Origin of the sequence: Streptomyces sp. NBC_00448 (assembly GCF_036014115.1) — a bacterium.
In the GTDB taxonomy this organism is placed as follows: Bacteria; Actinomycetota; Actinomycetes; order Streptomycetales; family Streptomycetaceae; genus Actinacidiphila.
Window position 1 is genome coordinate 5,070,350 of sequence record NZ_CP107913.1, and the last position, 25,639, is coordinate 5,095,988.

A 25,639-nucleotide genomic window follows, 5' to 3' on the forward strand; every position below is an offset into this window, starting at 1 on the left:
CCCGCCGGGAAGCCCGCCACCATGGCACAGGCGCTCAACCAGGCGCTGCGGGACGCGCTCAGCTTCGACCCGACCGTCCATGTGCTCGGTGAGGACGTCGGCACCCTCGGCGGCGTCTTCCGGATCACCGACGGACTGGCCCGCGACTTCGGCGACGACCGCTGCACCGACACCCCGCTCGCCGAGGCCGGCATCCTCGGCGCCGCGGTCGGCATGGCGATGTACGGGCTGCGGCCGGTGGTCGAGATGCAGTTCGACGCCTTCGCCTACCCGTCGTTCGAGCAGCTCGTCAGCCATGTGGCCAAGATGCGCAACCGCACCCGGGGCGCGCTGCCGCTGCCGATCACCATCCGCATCCCCTACGGCGGCGGCATCGGCGGCGTCGAGCACCACAGCGACTCCTCCGAGGCGTATTACCTGCACACCCCGGGGCTGCACGTGGTGACGCCGGCGACCGTCGAGGACGCCTACGGGCTGCTGCGGGCCGCCATCGCCTCCGACGACCCGGTGGTGTTCCTGGAGCCCAAGCGGCTGTACTGGTCGAAGGCCGACTGGTCGCCGCAGGCGCCGCGCGAGGTCCCGCCGATCGGGCGCGCGGTGCTGCGGCGCCCCGGGCGCAGCGCCACCCTGATCACCTACGGCCCCTCGCTGCCGGTGTGCCTGGAGGCCGCCGAGGCCGCGAAGGAGGAGGGCTGGGACCTGGGCGTGGTGGACCTGCGCAGCCTGGTGCCGTTCGACGAGGAGACGGTGGCGCGGGTGGTGCGCGGCACCGGGCGGGCGGTCGTGGTGCACGAGTCGTCCGGGTTCGGCGGCGCGGGCGCGGAGATCGCCGCGCGGATCACCGAGCGCTGCTTCCACCACCTCGAGGCGCCGGTGCTGCGGGTGGCCGGGTTCGACATCCCCTACCCGCCGCCGATGCTGGAACGGCACCATCTGCCCGGGGTCGACCGGATTCTGGACGCCGTGGGCCGCTTGCAGTGGGAGGAGGGGTGATGGCCGCGGTCAAGGAGTTCACCCTGCCCGACCTCGGTGAAGGGCTCACCGAGGCCGAGATCGTGCGCTGGCTGGTCGAGGTCGGCGAGGTCGTCGCGGTGGACCAGCCGGTGGTCGAGGTGGAGACGGCGAAGGCCGTGGTGGAGGTGCCCTGCCCCTACGGCGGGGTGGTCACCGCGCGGTTCGGGGCAGAGGGCGACACCCTGGCGGTCGGCCGCCCGCTGGTGACGGTCGCGGTCGGCGCGGACCCGGGCCCGGGCGGCGGTGACGGCGGGGGCTCTGCCGGCGGGAGCGGTGACGGCGGCGGGCCCGAGGGCTCGGGGAACGTCCTGGTCGGCTACGGCACCCAGGCGGCGGTAGCCCGTCGGCGCGGCCGGGTCAGGGCGGTCGGCGCGGCGGTCGGTCATGAGCCGGTGGCCGGTGCCGCGAGGACCGCGCGCGACGACGCCGGTCACCCGGACGGCGGACCGGTCGCGGTCATCTCGCCGCTGGTGCGCCGGCTCGCCCGGGAGAAGGGCCTGGACCTGCGGTCGCTGATCGGCACCGGCCCCGACGGGCTGATCCTGCGGGCCGACGTGGATCGGGCGGCGGGCACCGCGACAGGTGCCGTGGCTGATGTCGCGGCGGGGGGCCCGACCGTCCAGGCCGAGCAGACGGCGGCAGCCCGGCAGCCCGTCGACGGTGAGGTGCGCGTCCCGCTGCGCGGGATACGCGGCGCGGTCGCGGAGAAACTGGCGCGCAGCAGGCGGGAGATCCCCGACGCCACCTGCTGGGTCGACGCGGACGCCACCGAACTGCTCGCGGTGCGCGCGGCGATGAACGCGGCGTCGGCCACGGCGGGCACATCGGCCACGGCGGGCACGGGCGGCGAGGGCACGCGGATATCGGTGCTGGCGCTGATGGCCCGGATCGTGACGGCCGCGCTGGCCCGGCACCCGGAGCTGAACGCGTCGGTGGACACCGCGCGGGGCGAGATCGTACGGCTGCCGGCCGTGCACCTCGGCTTCGCCGCGCAGACCGAGCGCGGCCTGGTCGTGCCGGTGGTGCGGGACGCGCAGGCCAGGACCACCGCCCAGCTGTCGGCGGAGATCGGCCGACTGACGGAGGCGGCCAGGACCGGGTCGCTGACGCCCGCCGACCTCACCGGCGGGACCTTCACGCTCAACAACTACGGCGTGTTCGGGGTGGACGGCTCGACGCCGATCCTCAACCACCCGGAGGCGGGCATGCTCGGGGTGGGCCGGATCGCGGCCAAGCCGTGGGTGCACCAAGGGGAGTTGGCGGTGCGGCAGGTGGTGCAGCTGTCGTTCACCTTCGACCACCGGGTGTGCGACGGCGGCACGGCGGGCGGCTTCCTGCGGTTCGTGGCCGACTGCGTGCAGGACCCGGCGGTGCTGCTGGCCTCGGTCTGAGCGGCATACTCGCGGGCATGACGACGCGCTACGACGCGGTGGTGCTCGCCGGTGGCGCGGCCCGCCGACTCGGCGGCACCGACAAGCCCGCGCTGCCGGTCGGCGGCCTCATGCTGCTCGACCGGGTGCTCGCGGCCTGCGCGGCGGCGGACGGGACCGTGGTGGTCGGCCCGCGCCGGCCGACCGTACGGCCGGTGCGCTGGGCCCGCGAGGAGCCGCCCGGCGGCGGACCGGTGCCGGCGCTGGCCGCCGGGCTCGCCGCGCTGTCCGCGATCGGGCCTGCGGCCGGGCCCGCGGGCGGCTCGGGCGGTTCGGGCGCGCCCGTCGCGGACGTGGTCGTGGTGCTCGCCGCCGACCTGCCCTTCCTGACGGCGGCGACGGTCGGCGCGCTGGCGGACGCGGCGGCCGACGCCGGCAGCGCGGCGGAGGGGGTGGTGCTCACCGACGCGGGCGGGCGGGACCAGCCGCTCGCGGCCGCCTACCGGTGGGAGCCGCTGCGCCGCGAACTGGCCCTGCTCGCGGGGGAGTACGGCGGTCTGACCGGGCTGCCGCTGCGGCTGCTCACCGGCGAGCTGGCACTGCGCAGGATGGCCGATCCGACGGGCGAGGCGTCGTTCGACTGCGACACCTGGGAGGACGTGGCGGCGGCCCGGGCCCGGCTGGAGCGCCGGTGCGAGGGGTGAGCCTGCGTGTCGCCCGGGCCGGGATCGGGGACGATGGGCCTGTGTTGGACGAATGGATCGCAGCAGCCAAGACCGAACTGGGCATCGACCTCGACGTGGACACCCGCGTCCTGCTCGACCTCGCCCGCGACGCGGCACACGGGGTGGCGCGGCCGGCCGCGCCGCTGACCACGTTCCTCGTGGGGTACGCCGCGGGGCGGGCGGGTGGCGGTCCGGACGAGGTGCGGGCGGCGGCGGAGAAGGCCGCGGCGCTGGCTCGGCGTTGGGCCGAACAGGCCCAACAGGCGGAACAGGCCGCGGCGGCCGGCAAGGACGGCACCGGCGCAGGCACCGGCGGCCCCTCGGGTACCTCGGGCACCGCGGGCGCCCCGGAATGAGCGCCCCAGGTCCCGGCTCGGCACCCGGCGACTGCGAACCCGTCCGCTCCGGCGGCCTGTCCGCCCCTGCCCCCGCCGCCGGTCCCGCGCCCGCCCCCGAATCCACCCCCGGCTCCGACCGTTCCGACCGTTGCGACCCCGTGGACGTCGACCCCGCCCTCCTGGCCCTGGCCGCCGACCCCCTGGCGAAGGCGTACATGGACGGGCTCGGCCTCACGGAGTACCTGCGCCGCCGCGCCCACCCGGCCGTCGCTGCCTCCGATCCCGGCGGCCCACCCGACCCCGGCGGCCTGCTCCCCTCCGACCCCGGCCGCCCCGTCGTCCACCGGCTGGACACCCCTTGGCTCAGGGCCCGCCACACCGCGCTGGCCGCCGCCCGCCAACTGGACGCGGAGCGCGTGCCGTTGGGCGAGCAGGCGCTGGGCGCGGCGCTGGCGCGCGGGCTGGCGGCGCTGACGGACCTACCGCCGTTCGACTCCTCGGCGATGGACGGCTGGGCGGTCGCCGGTCCCGGGCCGTGGCGGCTGGCGGGCCAGGTGTTCGCCGGTCAGCAGCCCGCGGCCCGACTCGCGGACGGGCACGCCGTACGGGTGGCGACCGGCGCCGAACTGCCCGCGGGCGCGACGGCCGTGCTGCGCGACGAACACGGCGCGACCGAACCGCGCCCGGACGGCGAGTGGTTGAAGGTGGCCGCGCCGCACCCGGCGCCCGTGTCCGGCCAGGAGGTGCGCAGGCGCGGCCAGGAGTGCCGGGCGGGTGAGGAGTTGCTGCCCGCAGGAGTCACGGTGACGCCCGCGGTGCTGGGCCTGGCGGCGGCGTGCGGGTACGACGAGCTGGCGGTCGTGGCCCGGCCGAGGGTCGAAGTGCTGGTGCTCGGGGATGAGTTGCTCGCCGAGGGGCAGCCGGGGAAGGGCCGGGTCCGGGACGCGCTGGGCCCGATGCTGCCACCGTGGCTGCGCGCGCTGGGCGCGGACGTGGTCGCGGTGCGGGCGCTGCCGGACGACGCGGAGGCGCTGCGGGCCGCGGTCGCCGATTCCGTCGCGACCCGGGGCGCCGACCTGGTGGTCACCACCGGTGGCACCGCGAGCGGCCCGCGCGACCACGTGCACGGCGCGCTGGTCCGGGTCGGCGCGCGGCTGCTGGTGGACGGGGTGACGGTACGCCCCGGGCATCCGATGCTGCTCGCGGAGTTCCCGTGCGGACCGTACGAGACGCCGCGCCCGGCGGAGCGGTCCGGGCCGAAGCCCTTCGCCCCGCCGCGCCGGCCGGATGGCGGCGCGGGGGCCGAACCGCCGCCCAGGAGAAGCTACTTCGTCGGCCTGCCGGGCAACCCGCTCGCCGCGGTCGCCGGCGTGCTGACGCTCGTTGCGCCCCTGCTGCGGACGCTCGGCGGCCACCCTGCCCCGGCGTCGTACACCGCGCCGCTCACCGAGGACGTCGGCGGGCACCGCGAGGACACCCGGCTGGTGCCGGTCGTGTTCGACGCCCACGCGGCCGCCCGGCCGCTGCACCACACCGGCTCGGCGATGCTGCGCGGGCTGGCCGCCGCCCACGGGATGGCGGTGGTCCCGCCGGGTGGGGCGAAGGCGGGCGACGAGGTCAAGGTGCTGGACCTCGGGATGCCCGGTTCGGCCTGGGGGAGCGCGCGGTGAGACTGCCCCGTGCCCCCCGCGGCGGTGCCGACGACGACCCGGTGCCGTACCCGCCGCCCACCGAGGGCGACTCCCCCGGCGCCGACGACTCCCCCGACTCCTCCGACTCCCGCCGCGGCGGCGGGTCGGGACCGTCCGGCAGCGCCTACCGGGTGCTCTTCCCGCGCCCGGCGGCCGGCCCGCTCAGGCAGGTGGTCCGCCGGCTGCTGCTGGCGCTGCTGGTGCTCATGATCACCGTGCTCATCGTCTACGCCGACCGCGGCGGCTACCACGACAGCGCCAACGGCACGGTGTCGTTCCTCGACGCGCTCTACTACGCGACGGTGACGCTGTCCACGACCGGTTACGGCGACATCGTCCCGTACAGCACCGGGGCGCGGCTGACCAATACGCTGCTGGTGACGCCGCTGCGGGTGATCTTCCTGATCATCCTGGTCGGTACCACCCTGGAGGTGCTGACCGAGCGCACCCGGGAGCAGTACCGGCTCAAGCGCTGGAGGAGCACCTTGCACGACCATGTGGTGATCGTCGGGTTCGGGACGAAGGGGCGGTCCGCCGCGCAGACGCTGATCGGGCGAGGGGTGCGGCAGGACCGGATCGTGGTGGTGGACCCGGTGCCGAAGGTGGTGCAGGCCGCGGCCGACGAGGGGTTCGTGGCGGTCACCGGGGACGCGACCCGCAACGACGTGCTGCTGCGGGCCGAGGTCGGGCGGGCCCGGCAGATCGTGATCGCCGCCCAGCGCGACGACACGGCGGTCCTGGTCACGCTCACCGCGCGGCAACTCAACGGTACGGCGCGGATCGTCGCGTCCGTGCGCGAGGAGGAGAACGCGCCGCTGCTGCGGCAGTCCGGGGCGGACGCGGTGATCACGAGTTCGAGTGCGGCGGGGCGGTTGCTCGGGCTGTCGATGCTCAGCCCGAGTGCCGGGCGGGTGATGGACGACCTCATCACGTACGGAAGCGGGCTCGATCTGATCGAGCGCGCGGTGGAGCCGTCGGAAGTCGGGCGGGCGCCGAGGGAGTTGGGGGACCTGGTGGTGTCGGTCCGGCGGGGGGAGGCGCTTCTCGACCACGACGACAACGAGTTGGGGGCGCTGCGTGACGGGGACCGGCTGATCGCGATCCACCGGGCGATGTGAAGCCGTGCGCGCGGCGCCCTGGTCCGCCCGGGCGGCCGCGCCCGGGGCGCGCCCGCCCCGGCACCGGCGCTACCGGCGGGATCTCAGGATGTCGCCGGTGCCCGCGGGCAGGCGGACGGCGCCGGTGGCGGCGGCGAGGGCGGGCAGCGCGAGCAGGGTGAAGGCGGCGCCGTAGGAGAGCGCGGGGGAGGTGTGGCCCAGCAGGTGGTGGGTGAGGGGGTCGCCGAGGCGCAGGGCGACGGGGGCGGCGGCGACGCCGAGGCCGGCGGCGGTCTGCGTGGCGGTGGCGTTGAGCGTGTTGGCGTCGCGCATCCGGTCCTGCGGGACATCGGCGAACGCGAGGGTGTTGTAGCCGGTCAGGCCGGTGGAGCGGGCGGCGCCGCTGAGGGTGACGAGCGCGCCGATCACCCACAGCGGGGTGCCCGCGGTGAGGAAGGCGCAGCCGGCCATGGTCCCGGCGAGGACGACACCGGAGGTGGCCAGCACCGCGCGGTAGCCGAAGCGGCCGAAGAGGAAGCCGGTCGCGGGCTTGATGCCGATGTTGCCGACGAAGACGAAGAGCACCAGGGCGCCGGAGCGTACGGCGCTCCACCCGAAGACCTCCTGGAAGAGCAGCGGCAGCAGGAAGGGCACCGCGGAGACGGAGATCCAGAAGACCGAGCCGCCGGAGACCGAGGCGCGGAAGGAGTGGGTGCGCAGGGTGCCGAGGTCGATCAACGGGCGCTCGGCCCGCCGCAGATGGCGCAGCGCGAGGGCGAGCAGCAGCAGGGAGACCGCGCCGAGCCCGGCGGCGCGCGGCCACGGCGCGTGCGCGTCGGACAGCAGGTGCCCGGTGTAGGTGAGCGCGCCCAGCCCCACCGACGTCCACACCAGCCCGAGCCAGTCCAGCGCGCCCACCCCGGCGACCGGGCCGCCCTCGATCAGCCGCCAGGCGACGGCGAACGCGACCAGCCCGAGCGGGATGTTGATCAGGAAGAGCCAGTGCCAGCTCGCGTAGGTGGTGATCACCCCGCCCAGCAGCGGCGCGGCGACCGGCGCGATCAGCGCGGGCCAGACGATGTACGCCACGAGCCGCGGGATGTCGGGTTTGGCGATCCCCGACAGCGCGACCAGCCGCCCGACCGGCACCATCATCGCGCCGCCCGCGCCCTGGAGGACGCGCAGCGCGACCAGTTCGCCGAGGCTGGACGCGGCGGCGCAGGCCAGCGAGGCGACGGTGAACAGCACGATCGCGGTGAGGAAGATCCGCCGGGTGCCGAAGCGCGCGGTCAGCCAGCCGCTCAGCGGGACCAGTACGGCGAGGGTGAGGACGTACGCCGTGACGACCAGGCCGACCGCGGTGGCGGAGACGCCGAGGGACGCGCCGATCCGGGGTGCGGCGGTGGACACGATGGTGCCGTCTAGGTTCTCCATGAACAAGCAGCCCGCCACGAGCAGGGCGACGGCGCGCTGCCGGGGGCTGATCCGGTGCGCCGGGCCGCCGTCCGCACCCGCGGAGGCGGTCGTCGTGGCCGCGGTCGCGGTCGGCCGCGGTGGGGATACGGCCGCTGGGGTGCTGCCGGGTGGGGGCTGCGGCTCGGGTCTCGGCGGCTGCGGGGCGTCGATCATGTGATCAGCGTGCAAGCCGACCATGGTTGATCACAAGGTCCTGGTTGTCAGATGACCGTTGCACGGGATGCAATGGTCGGTGCGACACTGAAGCCGTGCTCCTGCCGGACATGAATCTGCTGCCCGCTCTGGACGCGCTGCTCCGCGAGGGCAGCGTCACGGGCGCCGCGACCGTGATGAACGTCTCACCGTCCGCGATGAGCCGGACCCTGGCCCGGCTGCGCCGGGTGGTCGGCGATCCGCTGCTGGTGCCCTCGGGCCGCGGGCTGACCCTCACCCCGCGCGCCCGCGAGCTGCGGCCCCAGGTGGCTGCCGCGCTCGGCCAGGCGCTGGCCGCACTGAGCCCCCCGCCGCCGGTCGATCTCGCCGACGTCCGGCGGGACTTCGTGATCCGTACGAACGACGGGGTGGCCGTGGTGCTCGGCGCCGCCCTGCTCGCCCGGGCCGCCCGCGAGGCGCCGGGTGTACGGCTGCGCATCCTGCCCGAGGGCGACGAGGACCCCGCCGACCTGCGCGACCGGGTGGACCTCGACCTCGGCGCCCTGCCCGAGACCCCGCCGGACGTCCGCACCACCCACCTGGCCGACTTCCGGTACATGGCGGTCGTACGGTCGCCGGAGCGCGACCCCGGCGCCTCCGCTCCCCTCACACCGGCGGACTTCGCCGCACTCCCCCACATCACCGCCTCCCGGCACGGTCGCGCCCGCAGTGTGATCGACGACCGGCTTGCCGAGCTCGGCCTGGAACGAAGGGTGCTGGCGACCGTGCCGACCTTCGGCGCGGCCTGCTTCCTCGCGCTGGACACCCACGCGTTCGCGATCGTGCCCTCCGGCTTCGCCGAACGCGCCGCCCGGGTGCTGCGCCTGACCGTGCACGAGATCCCGCTGCGGCTGCCCCCGGTGGCGTTCGACATGACCTGGCACGTACGGCACGACGCCGATCCCGCGCACCGCTGGCTGCGGCAGACGCTGGTCGAGCTGACCGGTGACGGCGAGGTGCTCGGCGGGATGCGGCCGGCCGCGGAGTAGCCTCCCGTTGCATGTACGCGATGACGATTCCCCAGCCGGGCGGCCCCGACGCGCTGACCTGGGCGGACGTACCCGATCCGGTGGCCGCGGACGGCGAGGTCGTGGTCGAGGTCGCGGCCTGCGCGGTGAACCGCGCCGACCTCCTGCAGCGGATGGGCCTCTACGACCCGCCGGCCGGCTCCGTGGCCTACCCCGGCCTCGAGTGCTCCGGCCGGATCGCGGAGGTCGGCCCGGGCGTGGCCGGGTGGTCGGTCGGCGACGAGGTGTGCGCGCTGCTGGCGGGCGGCGGCTACGCCGAGAAGGTGGCGGTGCCCGCCGGGCAACTGCTCCCCGTGCCCGAGGGCGTCGACCTCGTGACGGCGGCCGCGCTGCCCGAAGTCGCCGCCACCGTCTGGTCGAACGTCTTCATGGTGGCCCATCTGCGGCCCACCGAGACGCTGTTGGTGCACGGCGGGTCCAGCGGGATCGGCACGATGGCGATCCAGCTCGGCAAGGCGGTCGGCGCGCGGGTCGCGGTCACCGCGGGCAGTGCGGAAAAGCTCGACGCCTGCCGGGAGTTGGGCGCGGACGTGCTGATCAACTACCGCGAGCAGGACTTCGTGGCGGAGCTGGGCGAGGACGGCGCGGACGTCATTCTCGACCTGATCGGCGCGAAGTACCTGGACCGCAACATCGACGCGCTCGCGGTCAACGGCCGCTTGGTGGTGATCGGCATGCAGGGCGGGGTGCAGGCCGAGCTGAACCTCGCCAAGCTGATGGCCAAGCGCGGCGCCGTCGCCGCCACCACGCTCCGTTCCCGCCCGCCGGCCGAGAAGGCGGCGATCGTCGCGGCGGTCCGCGAGCACGTCTGGCCGCTGATCGAGGCGGGCACCGTCCGGCCGGTGGTCGACCGCGCGCTCCCGCTCGTCCAGGCGGCCGAGGCCCACCGCCTGATGGAGTCCAGCACCCACATCGGCAAGATCCTGCTCACCGTCTGACCGCCTCTCCGCCCCGCGCGGCCGGGCGGACTCGCCCGGCCGCGCACTCACGGCAGGTCGGGGACGTACTCCGTCGGCGGCGGGAGCGAGGAGTAGCGCGCGCCCTTGGCGTTGAAGTGGGCGAGGTGGAAGGTGCGGCCCTCGTGCTCGATCTCCATCGGGGGCGGGTTGCAGACGTAGCGGTACGGGTGGGTCTCGCCGTCGATACGGGCCGGGACGCGGTGCTGCCACGTGGCCCAGGCGTCGGCGTACTCCTGGGCGTGCGCGCGGGAGTTCCAGGGGCGCTCGGCGGGGAGCGGGGCGACCGGGTCCCGGCGCAGCCCGAGCAGGACGCGGAGCAGGCGGGTGCTGTGGATGCCGCGGACCCGGAAGTTCTCCAGGTCGTCGAGGGCGACCACCATCCGGACGTACCGCCCGGAGCGCCCGCGGTGCCGGCCGACCACGTGGGTGCGGCCGTGCCCCGGGTCCCATCGGGCCCGGGTGACCCACAGGCGGGCGCCGGGCGGGAAGTGCTTGATGCCGCGCCGGATGTCGAGCCCGGCCTCGCCCTTCGCGGTCTCGGCGCTCACGTTGGCGACACGCACCAGCCCAGCGGGTCGCCGTCGGGCGGGCCGGCGTCGTCGGAAGCGCCGTCCGCGGGTGTCTCGGTCATGCGGTGATGGTGTCGGGCGGACGGGGCGGGGCGCACCCGGTTTCTTCGGCGGCCCGGTTCTCCGGCGGCCCGCTGTGTCGGCGACGGGTGCCCGAAAGATGCCCGGGATGCCGTATTTGTCGCCTCATGTGACGCTGGGCGTACACACGGTTGGGTGCGGGAGGCGCGGACGTGCGGTGGGCTGCGGCGGACAGGCGGGGCGAGGCGCGACGGGCGGCCGCGGGCACGATGGCCGCGGGCACGGCGGTGCTGGCCGCGGCGCTGCTCGGAGCGGCGGCGCCGGCGTGGGCGGCCGGGGACACGGCGCCCTCAGCGGCACAGCAGCGACGGCCGCCAGGCCCCTCCGCCACGGCGCCGGGGGCTCCGGACGCGACATCGGGCACTTTGTCGGGCGCGGCGCAGGGCACGCAGCAGCCGCCTGCCGGTCGCCCCCGCCCGTCCGCTCCCGCCGCCTCGCAGCCGAAGCCGCAGCCGAAGCCGCAGCCGAAGCCGCTGCCCCCGCCCGGGGTCGGCCCCGTGCTCACGCTGCCGGTCCTCCCCCCGACCGTGCCGCCCATCGCCCCTCCCGCCATTCCGTCACGGCCGAGCCGTCCTGCCCGGCCGCCCGTGCCCGCTCCGCCCGCGGCCCCCGCGGCCCCCGTACCCATCGGTCCTCCCGCGTCCGCCGCCCCCGCGCCGAGCTCTCCCGCCCACTCCGGCGGCTCGGCCGACCAGGCACCGTCCACCGGCTCCGCGCCCGCGGCCCCGGCGCCGGACCGCCCGGACCGCCCGAACCTCCCGAACCGCCCGGCCCCCGAGTCCTCCGCCGGACCCCTGCCCGGCACCGGCCCGCTGCGGCCCGGTCACCCCGGCAGCCGCCCCGCGCCCCCCACCCGCGGCGCACCCGCCGCCAAGACCCCGGCCCGGTCCCCGCACGCGGCTCCGCACGCGCCCCTGCGCCCGTACGTCCCGCTCGGGCACCGAAGCGGCCACCCGGGCGCGGCCTCGGCGCCGCTGCTGCTGGGTGCGGACGGCGGGCAGGCCGCAGCCACGCCCGTGCCGTCGTTCGAGGCGGGCGGGTCGCACGCACCGGCCGGGGCCGAGGAGGAGCAGGACGACCAGGCGCTGCCGTTCGTGACCGCGGGCCGCCCGGTGCCGCGGGTGCTGCCGCTGGGCGCCGGGCTGGTGCTGGTCGGGCTGGGACTGGGGTTCCTCGGGTTGCGGCTGCGCCGCCCCTGATCGCGCCGCCCCTGATCGCGCCGCTCGTGACCGCGGTGGCCCGCCCGCGGCTCCCGGTGTCGAGGCTCGCGGGACCGCTGCGGGACAATGGACGCATGGAGATGCCGATGAACGAACGGTCGACGGAGAACTCACAGAATCCGCAGGTCCTGGTCGTCGGGCCGGACGGGATGGCGCTCGGCGGTGGAGCGCCGGGCGAGGGCGAGGAGCCCCGCGAGATCCCGGTGACGGAGATGGTCGAGCAGCCGGCGAAGGTGATGCGGATCGGCAGCATGATCAAGCAGCTCCTGGAGGAGGTGCGGGCGGCTCCTCTCGACGAGGCCAGCCGGGTGCGGCTGAAGGAGATCCACGCCAGTTCCGTCAAGGAGCTGGAGGCCGGGCTCGCCCCCGAGCTGGTCGAGGAACTGGAGCGGCTGTCGCTGCCGTTCACCAACGAGAGCGTGCCGAGCGAGGCCGAGCTGCGGATCGCCCAGGCCCAGCTCGTGGGCTGGCTCGAAGGGCTCTTCCACGGCATCCAGACCGCGCTGTTCGCCCAGCAGATGGCCGCGCGCGCCCAGCTGGAGCAGATGCGCCGCGCCCTGCCGCCCGGCGCGGCCGGCCACGACGAGGAGCCGCAGGGCCCCGCGGGCCGCTCCGGCCCCTACCTCTAGCCGACCCCGGGACACGCAAAAGGGCCGGACCCCCGCGGTGGACGCCGCCGAGGTCCGGCCCTTTCGTACGAGTCATACAAGCGCCGAGGCGCGCCGACGCGCGCAAGCGCTCAGTCCGTGCCTTTGCCCGTCGACACCCAGATGGTGACCGGCCCGTCGGTCTTCGGGTTGTAGTCGGCGTCGGCGGACGGCGACTGGCTCGTCACCGAGCCCTTGCCCCACAGCTGCTCGTTGGTGTGCTTGATGGTGTACTTCCAGCCCGCGGCCTTCATGCAGGCGACCACGGAGTCGACGTAGTCCGTGTGGAAGTCCGGCATCGTGGCGACATCGGGCTTGTCGGGGTTGATGAAGTCGTTGTGGGCGTCGGTGCACTGGTCGGTGTCGATGGTGCGGGTCTGGTCGCCCTGGACCACGCTGTCCGTCGCGGACGCGCTGGCGCTCGCCGAGGTGGTGGCGCTGCCGGTCGGGGTGTCGGTGTGGTCCGCGCTGGGGCTGCCACCGCCGCTGTTGGTCATCGCGACGATCACGCCCACGATCACGGCGATCGCGACCACGGCCACCACCACACCCACGACCAGCGGGGTGTTGGACTTGCCGCCGCGACGCGGGCCGTTCGGCCCGCCGGTGCCGCCGGCCATGCCGCCGCCCGGACCGCCGGTGCCGTTCATGGCGTACTGCTGCGGCACCTGGGTGGGCGGGAGGTTGTACGCGGGGGTGGGCGGCGGGGTCGGCGCGCCCTGCTGCGGGTAGCCGTACGCCGACGGCGGCGGGGTGGTGGGTCCGTAGCCCTGCGGCGGCGGGGTCGGCGCGTACGGGGTCTGGACCTGCTGCGCCGGGGGCGGCAGCTGGCCGGGCTGGACCGGGAAGACCGACGCGGCGACGCCCTCGCCGCGGCTGCCGGTGACGGCGTTGCCGGTGATCACCGGCATGCCGCCGCTCTGCGTGGCGGAGAGCACCCGCTCGATCTCGTCGTGCATCGTGTCGGCGGTCGGGAAGCGCTCGGCCGGGTTCTTGCGCAGCGCGCGGGCCACCAGCGCGTCGATGGCGGGGCCGAGCGCCTGGTTCACCGCGGAGGGGGCCGGCGGGGTCTCCTGGACGTGCTGGTAGGCCATCGCCAGCGGCGAGTCCGCGTCGAACGGCAGCCGCCCGGTGAGGAGTTCGAAGAGCATGCAGCCGACCGAGTACAGGTCGGAGCGCTCGTCCACGCCGCGCCCGAGCGCCTGCTCGGGCGAGAGGTACTGCGGGGTGCCGACCACCATGCCGGTCTGGGTCATCGACGTCACGCCGGACTGCATGGCCCGCGCGATGCCGAAGTCCATCACCTTGACCACGCCGCGCCGGGTGACCATCACGTTGCCCGGCTTGATGTCCCGGTGCACCAGGCCCATCTCGTGGCTGACCGCCAGCGCGGCCAGCACGTCGCCGGTGACCCTCAGCGCCTTGTCGGCGGGCATCGCGCCGAACTGGGCGATGTCCGCGGCCAGTACGTCGCCGAGCGGCTTGCCCTCGACGTACTCCATCACGATGTACGGCACCATCTGGCCGTCGATCACGTCTTCACCGGAGTCGAAGACGGAGACGATGTTGGTGTGGTTGAGCTTGGCGACGGACTGTGCCTCGCGGCGGAAGCGCTCCCGGAACGACTGCTCGTTGCCGAGGTTGGTGTGGAGGGTCTTGACGGCCACCGGCCGGTCCAGCACCGTGTCATGTCCCAGATGCACAGACGCCATGCCACCCTGGCCCAGCAGGTCGCGCAGCACGTACCGCCCGCCGCCGACCGAGCGCCCCGCGTACCCGCCCTGTGTGGCGTCCCCGCTCATCTGTACCGCTACCCCCTGATGGTGAACCGGGACGGGACAGACCAGTCCCCCGAGCTTGCCCGCCAAGTCTCGCTTATCGCACGTGCACGTCAAGTTCGTTGACCATCTCGTCACCTGATACGCATCGTCCGCGCACAAAGCGGTGACCTTCGTACGGCAGTCGGACGGCGTCTGATCGCGGCAACCGAAAAGCGGTACGGTGGCGCACCAAGACAGCGATGCGCGTACGACAGGCTCGCACCACATGGCTCGCACGACATGGACGGACGACGAGGACTGATGGTCGACCCGAACGAGACGGCCGCCGGCATCGGAGCGTCGGAGGCCAACGGTCCTTGGGGCCCCGGGGCCGTGGTCGGCGACGGCCGCTACCGGCTGACCGGACGGCTGGGCCGAGGCGGCATGGCCGAGGTCTTCGCGGCGGAGGACGTCCGGCTCGGCCGGATCGTCGCCGTCAAGCTGCTGCGCACCGACCTCGCCGAGGACCAGGTGGCCCGGGCCCGCTTCACCCGCGAGGCCCAGTCGGTGGCCGGCCTCAACCACCACGCGGTGGTCGCGGTCTACGACTCCGGCGAGGACGTCACCCGTACGGGCACGGTCCCCTACATCGTGATGGAACTGGTCGAGGGCCACACCATCAAGGACCTGCTCACCGGGCCCACCCCGCCGCCGGTCGACCAGGCGCTGGTGATCGTCTCCGGCGTGCTGGACGCGCTCGCCTACAGCCACGAGCACGGCATCGTGCACCGCGACATCAAGCCCGCGAACGTCATCATCACCACCACGGGCGCGGTCAAGGTGATGGACTTCGGCATCGCCCGCGCGCTGCACGGCGCGGCGAGCACCATGACGCAGACCGGCATGGTGATGGGCACCCCGCAGTACCTCTCGCCCGAGCAGGCGCTCGGCAAGACCGTCGACCACCGCAGCGACCTGTACGCCACCGGCTGCCTTCTCTACGAACTGCTCGCGCTGCGGCCGCCCTTCGTCGGCGAGACCCCGCTGTCCGTGGTCTACCAGCACGTCCAGGACGAGCCGCAGCTGCCGTCGCAGATCAGCGACCGGGTGCCGCCGGAGCTCGACGGCCTGGTGCTGCGGTCGCTCGCCAAGCAGCCCGAGGACCGGTTCCAGAACGCCGAGGAGATGCGGGCGCTGGTCGGGTACGCCCACCACACGCTGATGCAGCAGGGCGGCTGGACCGGGGGGATGTGGAACACCGGCGCGGTCACCGCGGTCACGCCCCGCCAGACCGGCGCGGCGCCCACCGTGGTGGCCCAGAGCGGCCGGCCCGGGCAGAGCGGCAACACCGCGGAGATCGGTCCGCTGCTCGGCGGGATCTCCGGGGTCGGTGGCAGCGACGACGTGCACGGGTACGGCGAGAAGCCGCCGTCCTCCGGGAGCCACTGGGTCAAGCCGGTGCTCTTCGTGATCGCCGCGGTGCTCGCCATCACGCTCGGGGTCTACCTCGCGACCAGGGACACCGGTGGGAGCGGCCCGAGCACCGGCCACACCACCGCGCCGACCAGCGCGCAGTCCTCCGACCAGCCGTCCGACGACGCCACGGACCAGCCGTCCGACGACACCTCGGGCGCGGTGAACGACGAGCCGACCGACTCCGGCGAGTCCAGCGACACCCCCACCGACACCTCGACGTCCACGTCTCCCACCGACGACACCACGGCGCCCACGACACCGCCCACCCACACGACGAAGCCGACGAAACCGACGAAGCCGACGACGCCGCCCACCAAGCCGACCACCCCGCCGCCCACGGGCGGCACCTCCGCCGGCGGTGACGACGGCGGCACCAGCACCGGTGGGACCGCCGGCAGTAGCGGTGGCGACAATGGCGGCGACACTGACGGCGGGATCACGGGAAGCAACGGCTGACGCTCACCTGAAGGGGCGCGGGGAACTGCGCGACCAGCCACCCACGCGCCGCAAGGTCCCGGAACTCCGGGGACGCACCGCCCCGGAGGTCCGTAAGGTCCCGGAACTCCGGGGACACATCGCCCCGGAGGGCCCGCTCACCCCGTGAACGCGTCGCGGACGCGGGCGTACTCCTCGGTCCACCACACCGCCAGGGCGGACGCGGCCGGGAAGAGCGGGTCGGACCGGGGATCGCGGTGCTGGTAGCGCCAGTGCAGCATCCAGAAGTCGTTGAGCCGTTCCCACCACACGCGGTGGACGGCCGCGGCCACCTCGGACACGGCGATCCCGGCGGCCCGCCGGTACGCCCGGGCGTAGCCGCGGATCTTGGCGAGGTCGAGCCGTCCGTCGGCGGGGTGCACGAAGAAGATGACGGCGGCCCGGACCGCCTCCTCGGCCCGCGGGTGGACGCCGAGCCGGTCCCAGTCGATGATCGCGGCCGGCTCCTCGCCGCGGTAGAGCAGGTTGAGCGGGTGGAAGTCGCCGTGCACCCAGCCGCTGGCGCGGTCGTCCGCGGCCGGCGGCCGGCGGTGGGCGTGCCGGCGCAGCAGCGCGCGGCGTTCGAGCAGGCGGTGCTCGGCGAGCCGGTCGAACGCGTCGAACGGGCGGTGGCCGCGGACCAGGGTGAGCAGGTGGTCGATCTGCTCGTGGGTGTGATCGGGGTCGGCGCTGGGGTGCGGTTCGGCCGGGGGCGGCGGCTGGGTGTCGGCCAGTCCGGTGTGGACCCGCCCGAGCAGGGTGCCGAGCCGGTGGGACTGGCTCTGGGAGAGTTCGGTGCCCTCGCGGTGGCGGCCCTCGACCCACCGGAACAGGGCGTAGCGGTGGCCGTGGTGGACCGTGACGGTGGTCCCGTCGCGGTCCGGCAGCGGCGCGGCCGCGGGCAGCCCGAGCCGGGCGAGCCGTCGGGTCGCGTGGTGCTGTCGGGCGATCACCGCGGGTGCCGCGGTGTCCGCCGAGATGTACTGCTTCAGGAAGTAGCGGCCGCTGCCCGTGGTGATCCGCCAGCCCCGGTTGAGTAACCCGCGTGGTACGGGTTCGCAGGTCAGCAGGGTCGCCGCACAGTCGTAGCGGCGCAGCAGGGCGGTCAGTGCGGGCGGCCGCTGTGCCGTGCCCATCACGCGGCTCAGCGTAGATCAACGGGCGGTTCGGGCATATGCGAGTGGCGTGAGGGGCCTTGCGTCTGCTATGTCCGGCTGGTCGGATTCGGGCGATGGCCGGAACCGGACGGCACTCCGGGCCGTTCACCCCTTACGGACTTTTCCTGATCGGGATACGGTGCCGGTGTCCCGGTCATGGCCTGCGGTAACGCGGACTACTAGGAAATCCAAGCAAAACCGCAGGTCAGAAAGTGTGCCCTCGGTGTACGCGAAGGCTTCCCGATGTAGGTAACGTCTGCTTTGCAGGCCATTCGCCGGGGCGTTGTCACGCCTGGCCCGGCCATGCCGCACATACCCCGTGCGTCACGCCGGACCAGGTGAGCCGCACTGGCTCTCCGGCAGATCCCGGGGGCCGGACAGACGGAGGAGCGAACGTGAGCGTGAAGAGCACTGCCGCTGGGGGTCCCCCCGCCTCGGGCGGGCGCACCAGCCGCGGCCGCGCGAAGCGCCGTGGGGGCGAGCCCGAGCTCGTACAGCTACTGACCCCCGCAGGCGAGCGCGTCGAGCACGGCGAGTACTCCATCGACCTGACCCCGGACGAGCTGCGTGGCCTGTACCGGGACATGGTGCTGACCCGGCGGTTCGACGCCGAGGCGATCACCCTGCAGCGGCAGGGCGAGCTGGGGCTGTGGGCCTCGCTGCTCGGCCAGGAGGCCGCCCAGATCGGCTCCGGACGGGCCACCCGCCCGGACGACTACATCTTCCCGACCTACCGCGAGCACGGCGTGGCCTGGACCCGTGACGTGGACCCGTTGAACCTGCTGGGCATGTTCCGCGGGGTCAACAACGGCGGCTGGGACCCCAACGAGAACAACTTCCAGCTCTACACGATCGTCATCGGCTCGCAGACGCTGCACGCGACCGGCTACGCGATGGGCGTGGCCAAGGACGGCGCGGACGCCGCGGTGATCGCGTACTTCGGCGACGGCGCCTCCAGCCAGGGCGACGTGGCGGAGTCCTTCACCTTCGCGGCGGTCTACAACGCGCCGGTGGTGTTCTTCTGCCAGAACAACCAGTGGGCGATCTCCGAGCCGACCGAGAAGCAGTCCCGGGTGCCGATCTACCAGCGCGCGGCCGGCTACGGCTTCCCGGGCGTCCGGGTGGACGGCAACGACGTGCTGGCGGTGCTCGCGGTCACCCGGGCGGCCCTGGAGCACGCCCGCAGCGGACAGGGCCCGATGCTGGTGGAGGCCTTCACGTACCGGATGGGCGCGCACACCACCACCGACGACCCGACCCGCTACCGCAGCGACGAGGAGCGCGAGGAGTGGGCGTCGAAGGACCCGATCGCCCGGCTGCGCACGTACCTCGACAAGCAGGGCCTGGCCGACGAGGAGTTCTACGCGGGCCTGGACACCGAGAGCGACGCGCTGGCGAAGCGGGTCCGCGACGGCGTGCGGAGCATGCCGAACCCCGACACGATGGCGATCTTCGAGAACATCTACGCCGACGGGCACGCGCTGGTGGACGAGGAGCGCGCCCGGTTCGCCGAGTACCTGGCCTCCTTCGAGGACGCGCCCGCCGGGGCCCATGGGGCGGCCGGCTCCGGAAAGGGGCACTGACATGACGCAGATGGCCATCGCGAAGGCACTCAACGAGTCGCTGCGCACGTCGTTGGAGAACGACCCGAAGGTCCTGGTGATGGGAGAGGACGTGGGCCGGCTCGGCGGCGTCTTCCGGATCACCGACGGCCTGTTCAAGGACTTCGGCGAGGGCCGGGTGATCGACACCCCGCTCGCCGAGTCCGGCATCGTGGGCACCGCGATCGGCCTGGCGCTGCGCGGCTACCGCCCGGTGGTGGAGATCCAGTTCGACGGTTTCGTCTTCCCGGCCTACGACCAGATCGTCACGCAGCTGGCGAAGATGCACGCGCGGGCGCTGGGCAAGATCAAGCTGCCGATCGTCATCCGCATCCCCTACGGCGGCGGCATCGGCGCGGTCGAGCACCACAGCGAGTCCCCGGAGACGCTCTTCGCGCACATCGCCGGGTTGAAGGTGGTCTCGCCGTCGAACGCCTCGGACGCGTACTGGATGATGCGGCAGTCCATCGAGTGCGACGACCCGGTGATCTTCTTCGAGCCGAAGCGCCGCTACTGGGACAAGGGCGAGGTGGCCGTCTCGGCCGTGCCCGCGGGGCTGCACAAGGCGGCGGTGGCCCAGTCCGGCACCGACGTCACGCTGGTGGCGTACGGTCCGATGGTGAAGGTGTGCCTGGAGGCGGCGGCCGCGGCGGCGAACGAGGGCCGCAGCATCGAGGTGGTGGACCTGCGCTCGATCTCGCCGATCGACTTCGACACCGTGCAGACTTCGGTGGAGAAGACCGGGCGGCTGGTCGTGGTGCACGAGGCCCCGGTCTTCTTCGGTTCCGGCGCGGAGATCGCGGCCCGCATCACCGAGCGCTGCTTCTACGCCATGGAGGCGCCGGTGCTGCGGGTGGGCGGTTTCCACGCGCCGTACCCGCCGGCCCGGCTGGAGGAGGAGTACCTGCCCGGTCTGGACCGCGTACTCGACGCCGTCGACCGCGTGCTGGCGTACTGAGGAGAGGGTTGTGACGATCATGGCCGTACAGGCACAGCGCTTTCGCGAGTTCAGGATGCCGGATGTCGGTGAGGGCCTGACCGAGGCGGAGATCCTCAAGTGGTACGTGAGCGTCGGGGACACGGTCACCGACGGGCAGGTGGTCTGCGAGGTCGAGACGGCGAAGGCGGCCGTGGAGCTGCCGATCCCGTTCGACGGGGTGGTCAGCGAGATCCGCTTCGACGAGGGCACCACGGTCGATGTGGGCACCCCGATCATCGTGGTGGACGCGGGGGGCGAGGACGCGCCGGGCGGTGACGAGGCCGGCGCGGCCGCTGCCGTCGCCGCGGAGGCGGTCGAGGCGGCGGAACCCGCGCCGGAGCCGGCCGCGAAGCGGACGGCGGTGCTCGTCGGTTACGGGGTCGCGCCGTCGTCGACGACCAGGCGGCCCCGTAAGCAGAAGCCGGGTGGGCCGACGCCGGGGGAGCCGTTGAACGGGCATGCGGCGCCCGTCGCTCCTGCCGCGCCCGAGGCGCCCGTCGCTCCTGAGGGGCCCGCGGCGGAGGCTCCCGCGGCCGGTGCTCCCGTGGCCGGTGCGTTGCGGCCGCTGGCCAAGCCGCCGGTGCGGAAGCTCGCCAAGGAACTGGGCATCGACCTCGCCACCGTGGTGCCCACCGGGCCGCAGGGCGAGGTGACCCGGGAGGACATCAGGGCCGCCGCCGCGCCGCCGGCCCGGCTGCCGCTGCCGGCGGCCGACGACATCGCCGGCGTCACCTCGACGGGCGCGCGCGAGACGCGGGTCCCGATCAAGGGCGTCCGCAAGGCCATCGCGCAGGCGATGGTCACCAGCGCTTTCACGGCGCCCCACGTCACCGAGTTCGTGACCTTCGACATCACGAAGTCGATGAAGCTGGTGCAGGAGCTGAAGGCCGATCCGGCGTTCGCGGGGCTCAAGGTCAGCCCGCTGCTGCTGGTCGCCAAGGCGCTGCTGGTCGCGCTCCGCCGCAATCCGGAGGCCAACTCGGCCTGGGACGAGGCGAACCAGGAGATCGTCCGGAAGTCCTACGTCAACCTGGGGATCGCCGCCGCCACCCCGCGCGGTCTGGTGGTGCCCAACATCAAGGACGCCCACGACAAGACGCTGCCCGAACTGGCAGCCGCGCTGGGCGACCTGGTCACCACCGCCCGGGAGGGGAAGACCTCGCCGGCCGCGATGCAGGGCGGCACCGCCACCATCACCAACGTCGGCGTCTTCGGCATCGACACCGGCACCCCGATCCTCAACCCCGGCGAGTCCGCGATCCTCGCGTTCGGCGCGGTCAAGCTCCAACCGTGGGTGCACAAGGGCAAGGTGAAGGCGCGGCACGTCACCACCCTCGCGCTCTCCTTCGACCACCGGCTGGTCGACGGCGAGCTCGGCTCGAAGGTGCTGGGCGACATCGCGGCGATCCTGGAGCAGCCCAAGCGGCTGCTCACCTGGTCATGACCGGCTGAACCCCTTCCACGGCGGCGGGCCCGGGCGGATGGACGCCCGGGCCCGCCGCCGTGCGTGTCTCCCGCACTTCCCGTCCGTTTTGTGCTGCCATCGACCGTATGGCCGTCTCTGTCTCCGTCGTCCTGCTGCTCCTCGTCCTCGCCGGGATGCAGATGCACAACCGGTCCCTCAAGCCCAGTCATGCCATCACCTGCGTCCTGCTGGGCTTCTGCCTCGCGTCCTCCAGCCTGGCCCCCACCATCCAGTCCACCCTCACCTCCACCGCCTCCCTGGTCGGCACCATCCATCCCTAGGGCCGCCTTCTCCCGCGGTGCGGGCGGCGCATGATCTGTGGGGCCCGTGTGCCGGGCGGGTCACAGTCCGGGGGGAACGCTTCCGGTCCCGCGCGCGGCGCCGGTAGCGTCGGGGTGCCAACTCTCTTTGCGTACAGGTACTTCACGGGGGATGCCATCGTGACCCGCTCTTCTCTGCCCGTCGCCGCGGTCACCGCGGCCACGGCCGTGCTCCTGCTGGCCGCGTGCGGCGGCGGTTCGAACGGTTCGGACAAGATCGATGCGTCGGACTCCCCGACCGCGAGCGCCACGGCGTCGGCGACGACCGCGTCCCCGACGCGGGCGGCGGGGCCGGGCGCGCCGAGTTTCGACCTGCCGTCGGACATCAAGGTCAACTTCGACGGGTTCGACAGCAGCGACCCGACCAAGAAGGCCGCGCTGAAGGACGCCACGTACGCGGCGACGGCGGTGGTCGCGTTCACGGCGAAGACGTACACGAAGGAACCGGCGTTCTTCAAGCGGTTCTGGACCGGCGAGCACGGTGCCGAGTTCGCCGATTCGCTCATCTCGCAAGGCAAGGGCGGCAGTGTCGTCACCGGGACCTTCGACTACTACAAGCCGGTGGTCAAGAAGCTCGTGACCGGAAACCTGTCGGTCCAGTACTGCGAGGACCAGCGGAAGGCATACGGCAAGGACGCCAAGACGGGCAAGGTCAACGTGACCACACCGTCCTTGGCGGACTTCAACCTGTGGACCCTGACCATGACCAAGAGCTCGACGGGGGAATGGCAGGCATACGACCACACGTGGCAGAACGGGGCAAAGCAGTGTCAGATCGCCTGATACGTCGCCTGTCGCGCGGCGTTGTCGTCATCCTCACCTGCGTCTCCGCGCTGGCCGCCGCCGACGGAGCTTGGGCCAATACCGGCAAGGGCTACGGCGATTCGGGTTCGTCCAGCAGCAGTGACAGCGGGGCCACCGGCGACGGCACCTCCTATCAGGTGCACGTGAAGTACACGCATCGCGGGACCTCGGACGGGGACGGGGCGGCCCCCGTCACATCGTCCGACGCGAACTTCTCGCCGCCGGTGTGCTGGTACACGAGCTTCACGCCGGACCAGTTCCACGCGGAGATCGACCGGCGGTACGACGAGGCCGGTCAGGAAGGCGCGGGGACGGTCTCCGACTACTACAACCAGGTCCAGTCGGACATGAGCGACATCAAGTACCACAAGGGCGACAAGGGTAGCTGGTGGGTCCTCACCTGGGACGACAACGCCCTGAACGAGCCCGGGGCCACCTGCCCGTACAACACCGGATGGATATGGGAGCCGCCGGCGGACCCGCCGGAGGGCGCCATTTCCCCGCAGGTGCTCGCCCAGGCCGCGTACGGACAGTTGAAGCTGCCCACGAAGGGCGTCGAGCTCAGCCCGAAGCCGGGGAACCAGAAGGTGAACCTGCCCACGTACGTGGACTTCAAGGAGGCCGACGCGCAGGTGTCCGTCACGGCGCAGCTCACCGAGCCGAACGGCGACACGGTCGCGGCGACGGTGGTGGCGCAGCCGTACAGCCTGCATGTCGAGGCGGGGACGCGGTACGCGAGCCCGGAGAGCTGTGACTACCGGCTCGGTCAGTCCGGGGAGGGTGCCTCGCTGGACTCGTCCGGTGCGGCCTGCAACATCACGTACACGAAGGCGAGCGCGGGGACGTACACGTTCACCGCGGCCATGACGTGGCGGGTGTCGTGGACCCCGACCGCGGAGGTGCGACCCGACGGGACCCCGCTGCCCGACGGGCGGTCCGACTCCGACCAGCCCGTCACCGTCGAGGAGATCCAGACCGTCAACCGTTGAGCCCGGTTCGTCGTCGGCCGCGGACCGAGCGGGTCCGCGGCCGCGGCGTGAACGGGGTGCCGTACTGCCCGGGGGTATCGTCTGGTTGTGTGTTGTATCTATGATGTGCGCATTATGGATACGAAGTCGCCGCCCGCCGCCGAGCGGGTCTACCTGCATGTGAAGAGCGGGGTGCTGGACCGGTCGTACGAGGGCGGGACGCTGCTGACCGAGGGGGACCTCGCCGAGGCGGTGGGGGTGTCGCGGACGCCGGTGCGGGAGGCGCTGCTGAAGCTGGAGGCGGAGGGGCTGCTCAAGCTGTATCCGAAGAAGGGCGCCCTGGTGCTGCCGGTCTCCGCGCAGGAGATCGCGGACGTGGTGGAGACCCGGCTGCTGGTGGAGCAGCACGCGGTCGCGAAAGTGGTGCACGCGGTGCCGGCGCGCCTGATCGAGCGGTTGGAGGAGTCGCTCGCCGAGCAGTGCGAGCACGCCGCCGCCGGCGACCTGTCCGCCTTCGCCGCCGCGGACCGCAGCTTCCACGCGGAGATCGTCCGCGCGGCGGGCAACCGTATCCTCGCGCACCTCTACGACCAGTTGCGGGACCGGCAGTTGCGGATGGGGGTGGCGACGATGCACGCCGAGCCGAGCCGGGTGGCGAAGAACATCGCCGAACACACGGAGATCCTGCAGGCGTTGCGGAACGGCGACGAGCGGACCGCGGCGGAGGTCGTGGACCGGCACGTGTCCTGGGTCAACACGCTGGCCCGGGGCGAGTCGTGACCGGGAAGCCACTGCCGGGGGACCCACCGGGCGGCCGTCGGGCCGCGCTCGTCTGGGGCGTCGGCACCCTGGTCTACCTCGTCGCCGTCGTGCACCGCACCAGCCTCGGCGTCGCCGGGATCGACGCCGCCGCCCGCTTCCACATCGGCGCCTCCGCGCTGTCGTCGTTCTCCATCCTCCAGGTGCTGGTCTACGCGGGCATGCAGATACCCGTCGGCCTGATGGTGGACTCGCTCGGCACGAAGCGGGTGCTGATGCTCGGCGCGGTCCTCTTCACCGTCGGGCAGGGCGCGTTCGCGCTGTCGCACTCCTACGGGATGGCGCTCGCCGCCCGTGCGGTACTCGGCTGCGGCGACGCGATGACCTTCGTGAGCGTGCTGCGGCTCGGCTCGCGCTGGTTCCCCGCGCGGCGCGGGCCGATGATCGCCCAGGGTGCGGCGCTCTTCGGGGTCGCGGGCAACCTCGTCTCCACGGTGGCGCTTTCGCGGGTGCTGCACTCCGCCGGCTGGACCCCCACGTTTCTCGGCACCGCGATCGGCGGTGCCTTCGTCCTCGTCCTGGTCGCCCTCTTCCTCAAGGACCACCCCGACGGGTACGTCCCCGCTCCCGCCGAGCACGCCGGACTCGCCTACGTACGGCGGCAGATCGCCGATGCCTGGCGGGAACCCGGTACCCGGCTGGGCATGTGGACGCACTTCACCACGCAGTTCTCCGGGATGGTGTTCCTGCTGCTGTGGGGAATGCCGTTCCTCGTCGAGGACCAGGGGATGTCGCGCGGCGGCGCGGGTGGGCTGCTCACGCTGGTGGTCCTCGCGAACATGGTGTTCGGGATGCTCTTCGGGCAGTTGATCGGGCGGCATCACGGGGCTCGGATGCCGTTGACGCTCGGCGTCATCGCGGCGACCGCGGTCGCCTGGGCCGCGGTTCTCGGGTGGCCCGGCGGGCATGATCCGCTCTGGCTGCTCGTGGTGTTGTGCGTCGTGCTCGGGGCCTGCGGACCGGGCTCCATGATCGGGTTCGACTTCGCCCGGCCGGCGAACCCGCCGGAGCGCTTCGGTACGGCGTCCGGGATCGTCAACATCGGGGGGTTCACCGCGTCCATGGTGACCCTGCTCGCGATCGGCTTGCTGCTCGACGCCACCGGCGACGACTATCAGCTGGCCTGGAGCAGTGTGTTCGTCCTCCAACTGCTCGGGACCGTGCAGATCTTGCGCCTGCGGCGGCGGACGGCTCAGCTCGAACGGGAGCGGATCGCGGTGAGCCGGGTGGAAAGCGTCCACCGCGGCCACGCCGCCGCGATCCACGACTAGCTGTTCTGTCCGGGGATGTGCGGCCGCGGGTCCGCCCGGGCCGCGTGGACCCGTGAGGACCCGGACCTTGCGGGTGGTGGGTGCCTCGGCCCAGCGCCGTCTCGGCGGCGGTTGCTTCCCGGCCTCAGCCCGGTGGTG

At 73.5% G+C, this 25,639-nt stretch carries 21 protein-coding genes and 1 pseudogene; 18 read left to right on the forward strand and 4 right to left on the reverse strand.

Annotated features, from left to right (window positions below):
• Positions 1-21: 21 nt before the first annotated feature.
• From OG370_RS21620 to OG370_RS21640, 5 genes and pseudogenes are all read left to right on the forward strand, one after another.
• Positions 22-993 (forward strand): alpha-ketoacid dehydrogenase subunit beta, encoded by a 972-nt coding sequence (locus tag OG370_RS21620; RefSeq protein ID WP_328474301.1) that lies wholly within the window; start codon positions 22-24, stop codon positions 991-993.
• On the forward strand, positions 993-2,405 hold the full coding sequence (locus OG370_RS21625) for a dihydrolipoamide acetyltransferase family protein (protein WP_328466735.1): 1,413 nt from the start codon (positions 993-995) through the stop codon (positions 2,403-2,405). Before OG370_RS21620 ends, OG370_RS21625 begins: the two co-directional genes overlap by 1 nt.
• A 17-nt stretch (positions 2,406-2,422) precedes the next feature.
• Positions 2,423-3,465: pseudogene (locus OG370_RS21630) on the forward strand (DUF6457 domain-containing protein).
• On the forward strand, positions 3,462-5,117 hold the full coding sequence (locus tag OG370_RS21635) for a molybdopterin molybdotransferase MoeA (RefSeq protein ID WP_328466737.1): 1,656 nt from the start codon (positions 3,462-3,464) through the stop codon (positions 5,115-5,117). The pseudogene OG370_RS21630 and the gene OG370_RS21635 overlap by 4 nt, the downstream one beginning before the upstream one ends.
• A 152-nt stretch (positions 5,118-5,269) precedes the next feature.
• Positions 5,270-6,256 (forward strand): potassium channel family protein, encoded by a 987-nt coding sequence (locus tag OG370_RS21640; RefSeq protein WP_328474303.1) that lies wholly within the window; start codon positions 5,270-5,272, stop codon positions 6,254-6,256.
• Between the two features lie 69 nt (positions 6,257-6,325).
• Here OG370_RS21640 and OG370_RS21645 read toward each other — a convergent pair whose 3' ends face one another.
• Positions 6,326-7,864, reverse strand: a complete 1,539-nt coding sequence (locus OG370_RS21645) for an MFS transporter (RefSeq protein WP_328466739.1) — start codon at positions 7,862-7,864, stop codon at positions 6,326-6,328.
• Positions 7,865-7,959: 95 nt separating this feature from the next.
• On the opposite strand from OG370_RS21645, the gene OG370_RS21650 reads away from it, so the two are divergent.
• On the forward strand, positions 7,960-8,892 hold the full coding sequence (locus OG370_RS21650) for a LysR family transcriptional regulator (protein WP_328466741.1): 933 nt from the start codon (positions 7,960-7,962) through the stop codon (positions 8,890-8,892).
• A gap of 11 nt (positions 8,893-8,903) precedes the next feature.
• On the forward strand, positions 8,904-9,869 hold the full coding sequence (locus OG370_RS21655) for an NAD(P)H-quinone oxidoreductase (RefSeq protein ID WP_328466743.1): 966 nt from the start codon (positions 8,904-8,906) through the stop codon (positions 9,867-9,869).
• Positions 9,870-9,916: 47 nt separating this feature from the next.
• Here the strand turns inward: OG370_RS21655 and OG370_RS21660 are convergent, their stop codons facing one another.
• Positions 9,917-10,453: a hypothetical protein gene (locus OG370_RS21660; RefSeq protein WP_328466745.1), complete on the reverse strand. Its 537-nt coding sequence runs from the start codon at positions 10,451-10,453 to the stop codon at positions 9,917-9,919.
• A 674-nt stretch (positions 10,454-11,127) separates the two neighbouring features.
• On the opposite strand from OG370_RS21660, the gene OG370_RS21665 reads away from it, so the two are divergent.
• Together OG370_RS21665 and OG370_RS21670 are read left to right on the forward strand one after the other, a co-directional pair.
• Positions 11,128-11,739, forward strand: a complete 612-nt coding sequence (locus tag OG370_RS21665; protein WP_328466747.1) for a hypothetical protein — start codon at positions 11,128-11,130, stop codon at positions 11,737-11,739.
• A 95-nt stretch (positions 11,740-11,834) separates the two neighbouring features.
• Positions 11,835-12,389 (forward strand): bacterial proteasome activator family protein, encoded by a 555-nt coding sequence (locus OG370_RS21670; protein WP_328466749.1) that lies wholly within the window; start codon positions 11,835-11,837, stop codon positions 12,387-12,389.
• A 110-nt stretch (positions 12,390-12,499) separates the two neighbouring features.
• On the opposite strand, the gene OG370_RS21675 is transcribed toward OG370_RS21670, so the two are convergent.
• Positions 12,500-14,209, reverse strand: coding sequence for a Stk1 family PASTA domain-containing Ser/Thr kinase (locus tag OG370_RS21675; RefSeq protein WP_328466751.1), 1,710 nt, complete (start codon positions 14,207-14,209; stop codon positions 12,500-12,502).
• A 258-nt stretch (positions 14,210-14,467) separates the two neighbouring features.
• Here OG370_RS21675 and OG370_RS21680 point away from each other — a divergent pair, with 258 nt between their 5' ends.
• On the forward strand, positions 14,468-16,099 hold the full coding sequence (locus tag OG370_RS21680) for a protein kinase domain-containing protein (RefSeq protein ID WP_443060724.1): 1,632 nt from the start codon (positions 14,468-14,470) through the stop codon (positions 16,097-16,099).
• Positions 16,100-16,236: 137 nt separating this feature from the next.
• On the opposite strand, the gene OG370_RS21685 is transcribed toward OG370_RS21680, so the two are convergent.
• Entirely contained in the window at positions 16,237-17,253 is a 1,017-nt protein-coding gene (locus OG370_RS21685) for a phosphotransferase (protein WP_328474307.1), read from the reverse strand.
• Positions 17,254-17,669: 416 nt separating this feature from the next.
• Here OG370_RS21685 and pdhA point away from each other — a divergent pair, with 416 nt between their 5' ends.
• The 8 genes from pdhA to OG370_RS21725 all read left to right on the forward strand — a co-directional run bounded on the left by pdhA (position 17,670) and on the right by OG370_RS21725 (position 25,501).
• Positions 17,670-18,857, forward strand: a complete 1,188-nt coding sequence (pdhA, locus tag OG370_RS21690; RefSeq protein WP_328466753.1) for a pyruvate dehydrogenase (acetyl-transferring) E1 component subunit alpha — start codon at positions 17,670-17,672, stop codon at positions 18,855-18,857.
• A 1-nt stretch (position 18,858) separates the two neighbouring features.
• Complete coding sequence (locus OG370_RS21695) at positions 18,859-19,833, forward strand: alpha-ketoacid dehydrogenase subunit beta (RefSeq protein ID WP_328466755.1); 975 nt, start codon at positions 18,859-18,861, stop codon at positions 19,831-19,833.
• A 19-nt stretch (positions 19,834-19,852) separates the two neighbouring features.
• The gene (locus OG370_RS21700; RefSeq protein ID WP_328474309.1) at positions 19,853-21,298 is read left to right on the forward strand and encodes a dihydrolipoamide acetyltransferase family protein; all 1,446 of its coding nucleotides are present in this window, start codon (positions 19,853-19,855) and stop codon (positions 21,296-21,298) included.
• Positions 21,299-21,405: 107 nt separating this feature from the next.
• Positions 21,406-21,600, forward strand: a complete 195-nt coding sequence (locus OG370_RS21705) for a hypothetical protein (RefSeq protein WP_328466757.1) — start codon at positions 21,406-21,408, stop codon at positions 21,598-21,600.
• A gap of 159 nt (positions 21,601-21,759) precedes the next feature.
• Positions 21,760-22,422 (forward strand): hypothetical protein, encoded by a 663-nt coding sequence (locus OG370_RS21710; RefSeq protein ID WP_328466759.1) that lies wholly within the window; start codon positions 21,760-21,762, stop codon positions 22,420-22,422.
• Positions 22,407-23,432, forward strand: coding sequence for a hypothetical protein (locus OG370_RS21715; RefSeq protein WP_328466761.1), 1,026 nt, complete (start codon positions 22,407-22,409; stop codon positions 23,430-23,432). The genes OG370_RS21710 and OG370_RS21715 overlap by 16 nt, the downstream gene beginning before the upstream one ends.
• Before the next feature lie 114 nt (positions 23,433-23,546).
• Positions 23,547-24,191, forward strand: coding sequence for a GntR family transcriptional regulator (locus tag OG370_RS21720; protein ID WP_328466763.1), 645 nt, complete (start codon positions 23,547-23,549; stop codon positions 24,189-24,191).
• A complete protein-coding gene (locus OG370_RS21725; RefSeq protein ID WP_328466764.1) occupies positions 24,188-25,501 on the forward strand; it encodes an MFS transporter in 1,314 nt (437 codons plus the stop codon). The genes OG370_RS21720 and OG370_RS21725 overlap by 4 nt, the downstream gene beginning before the upstream one ends.
• The last annotated feature ends 138 nt before the right edge of the window (positions 25,502-25,639 follow it).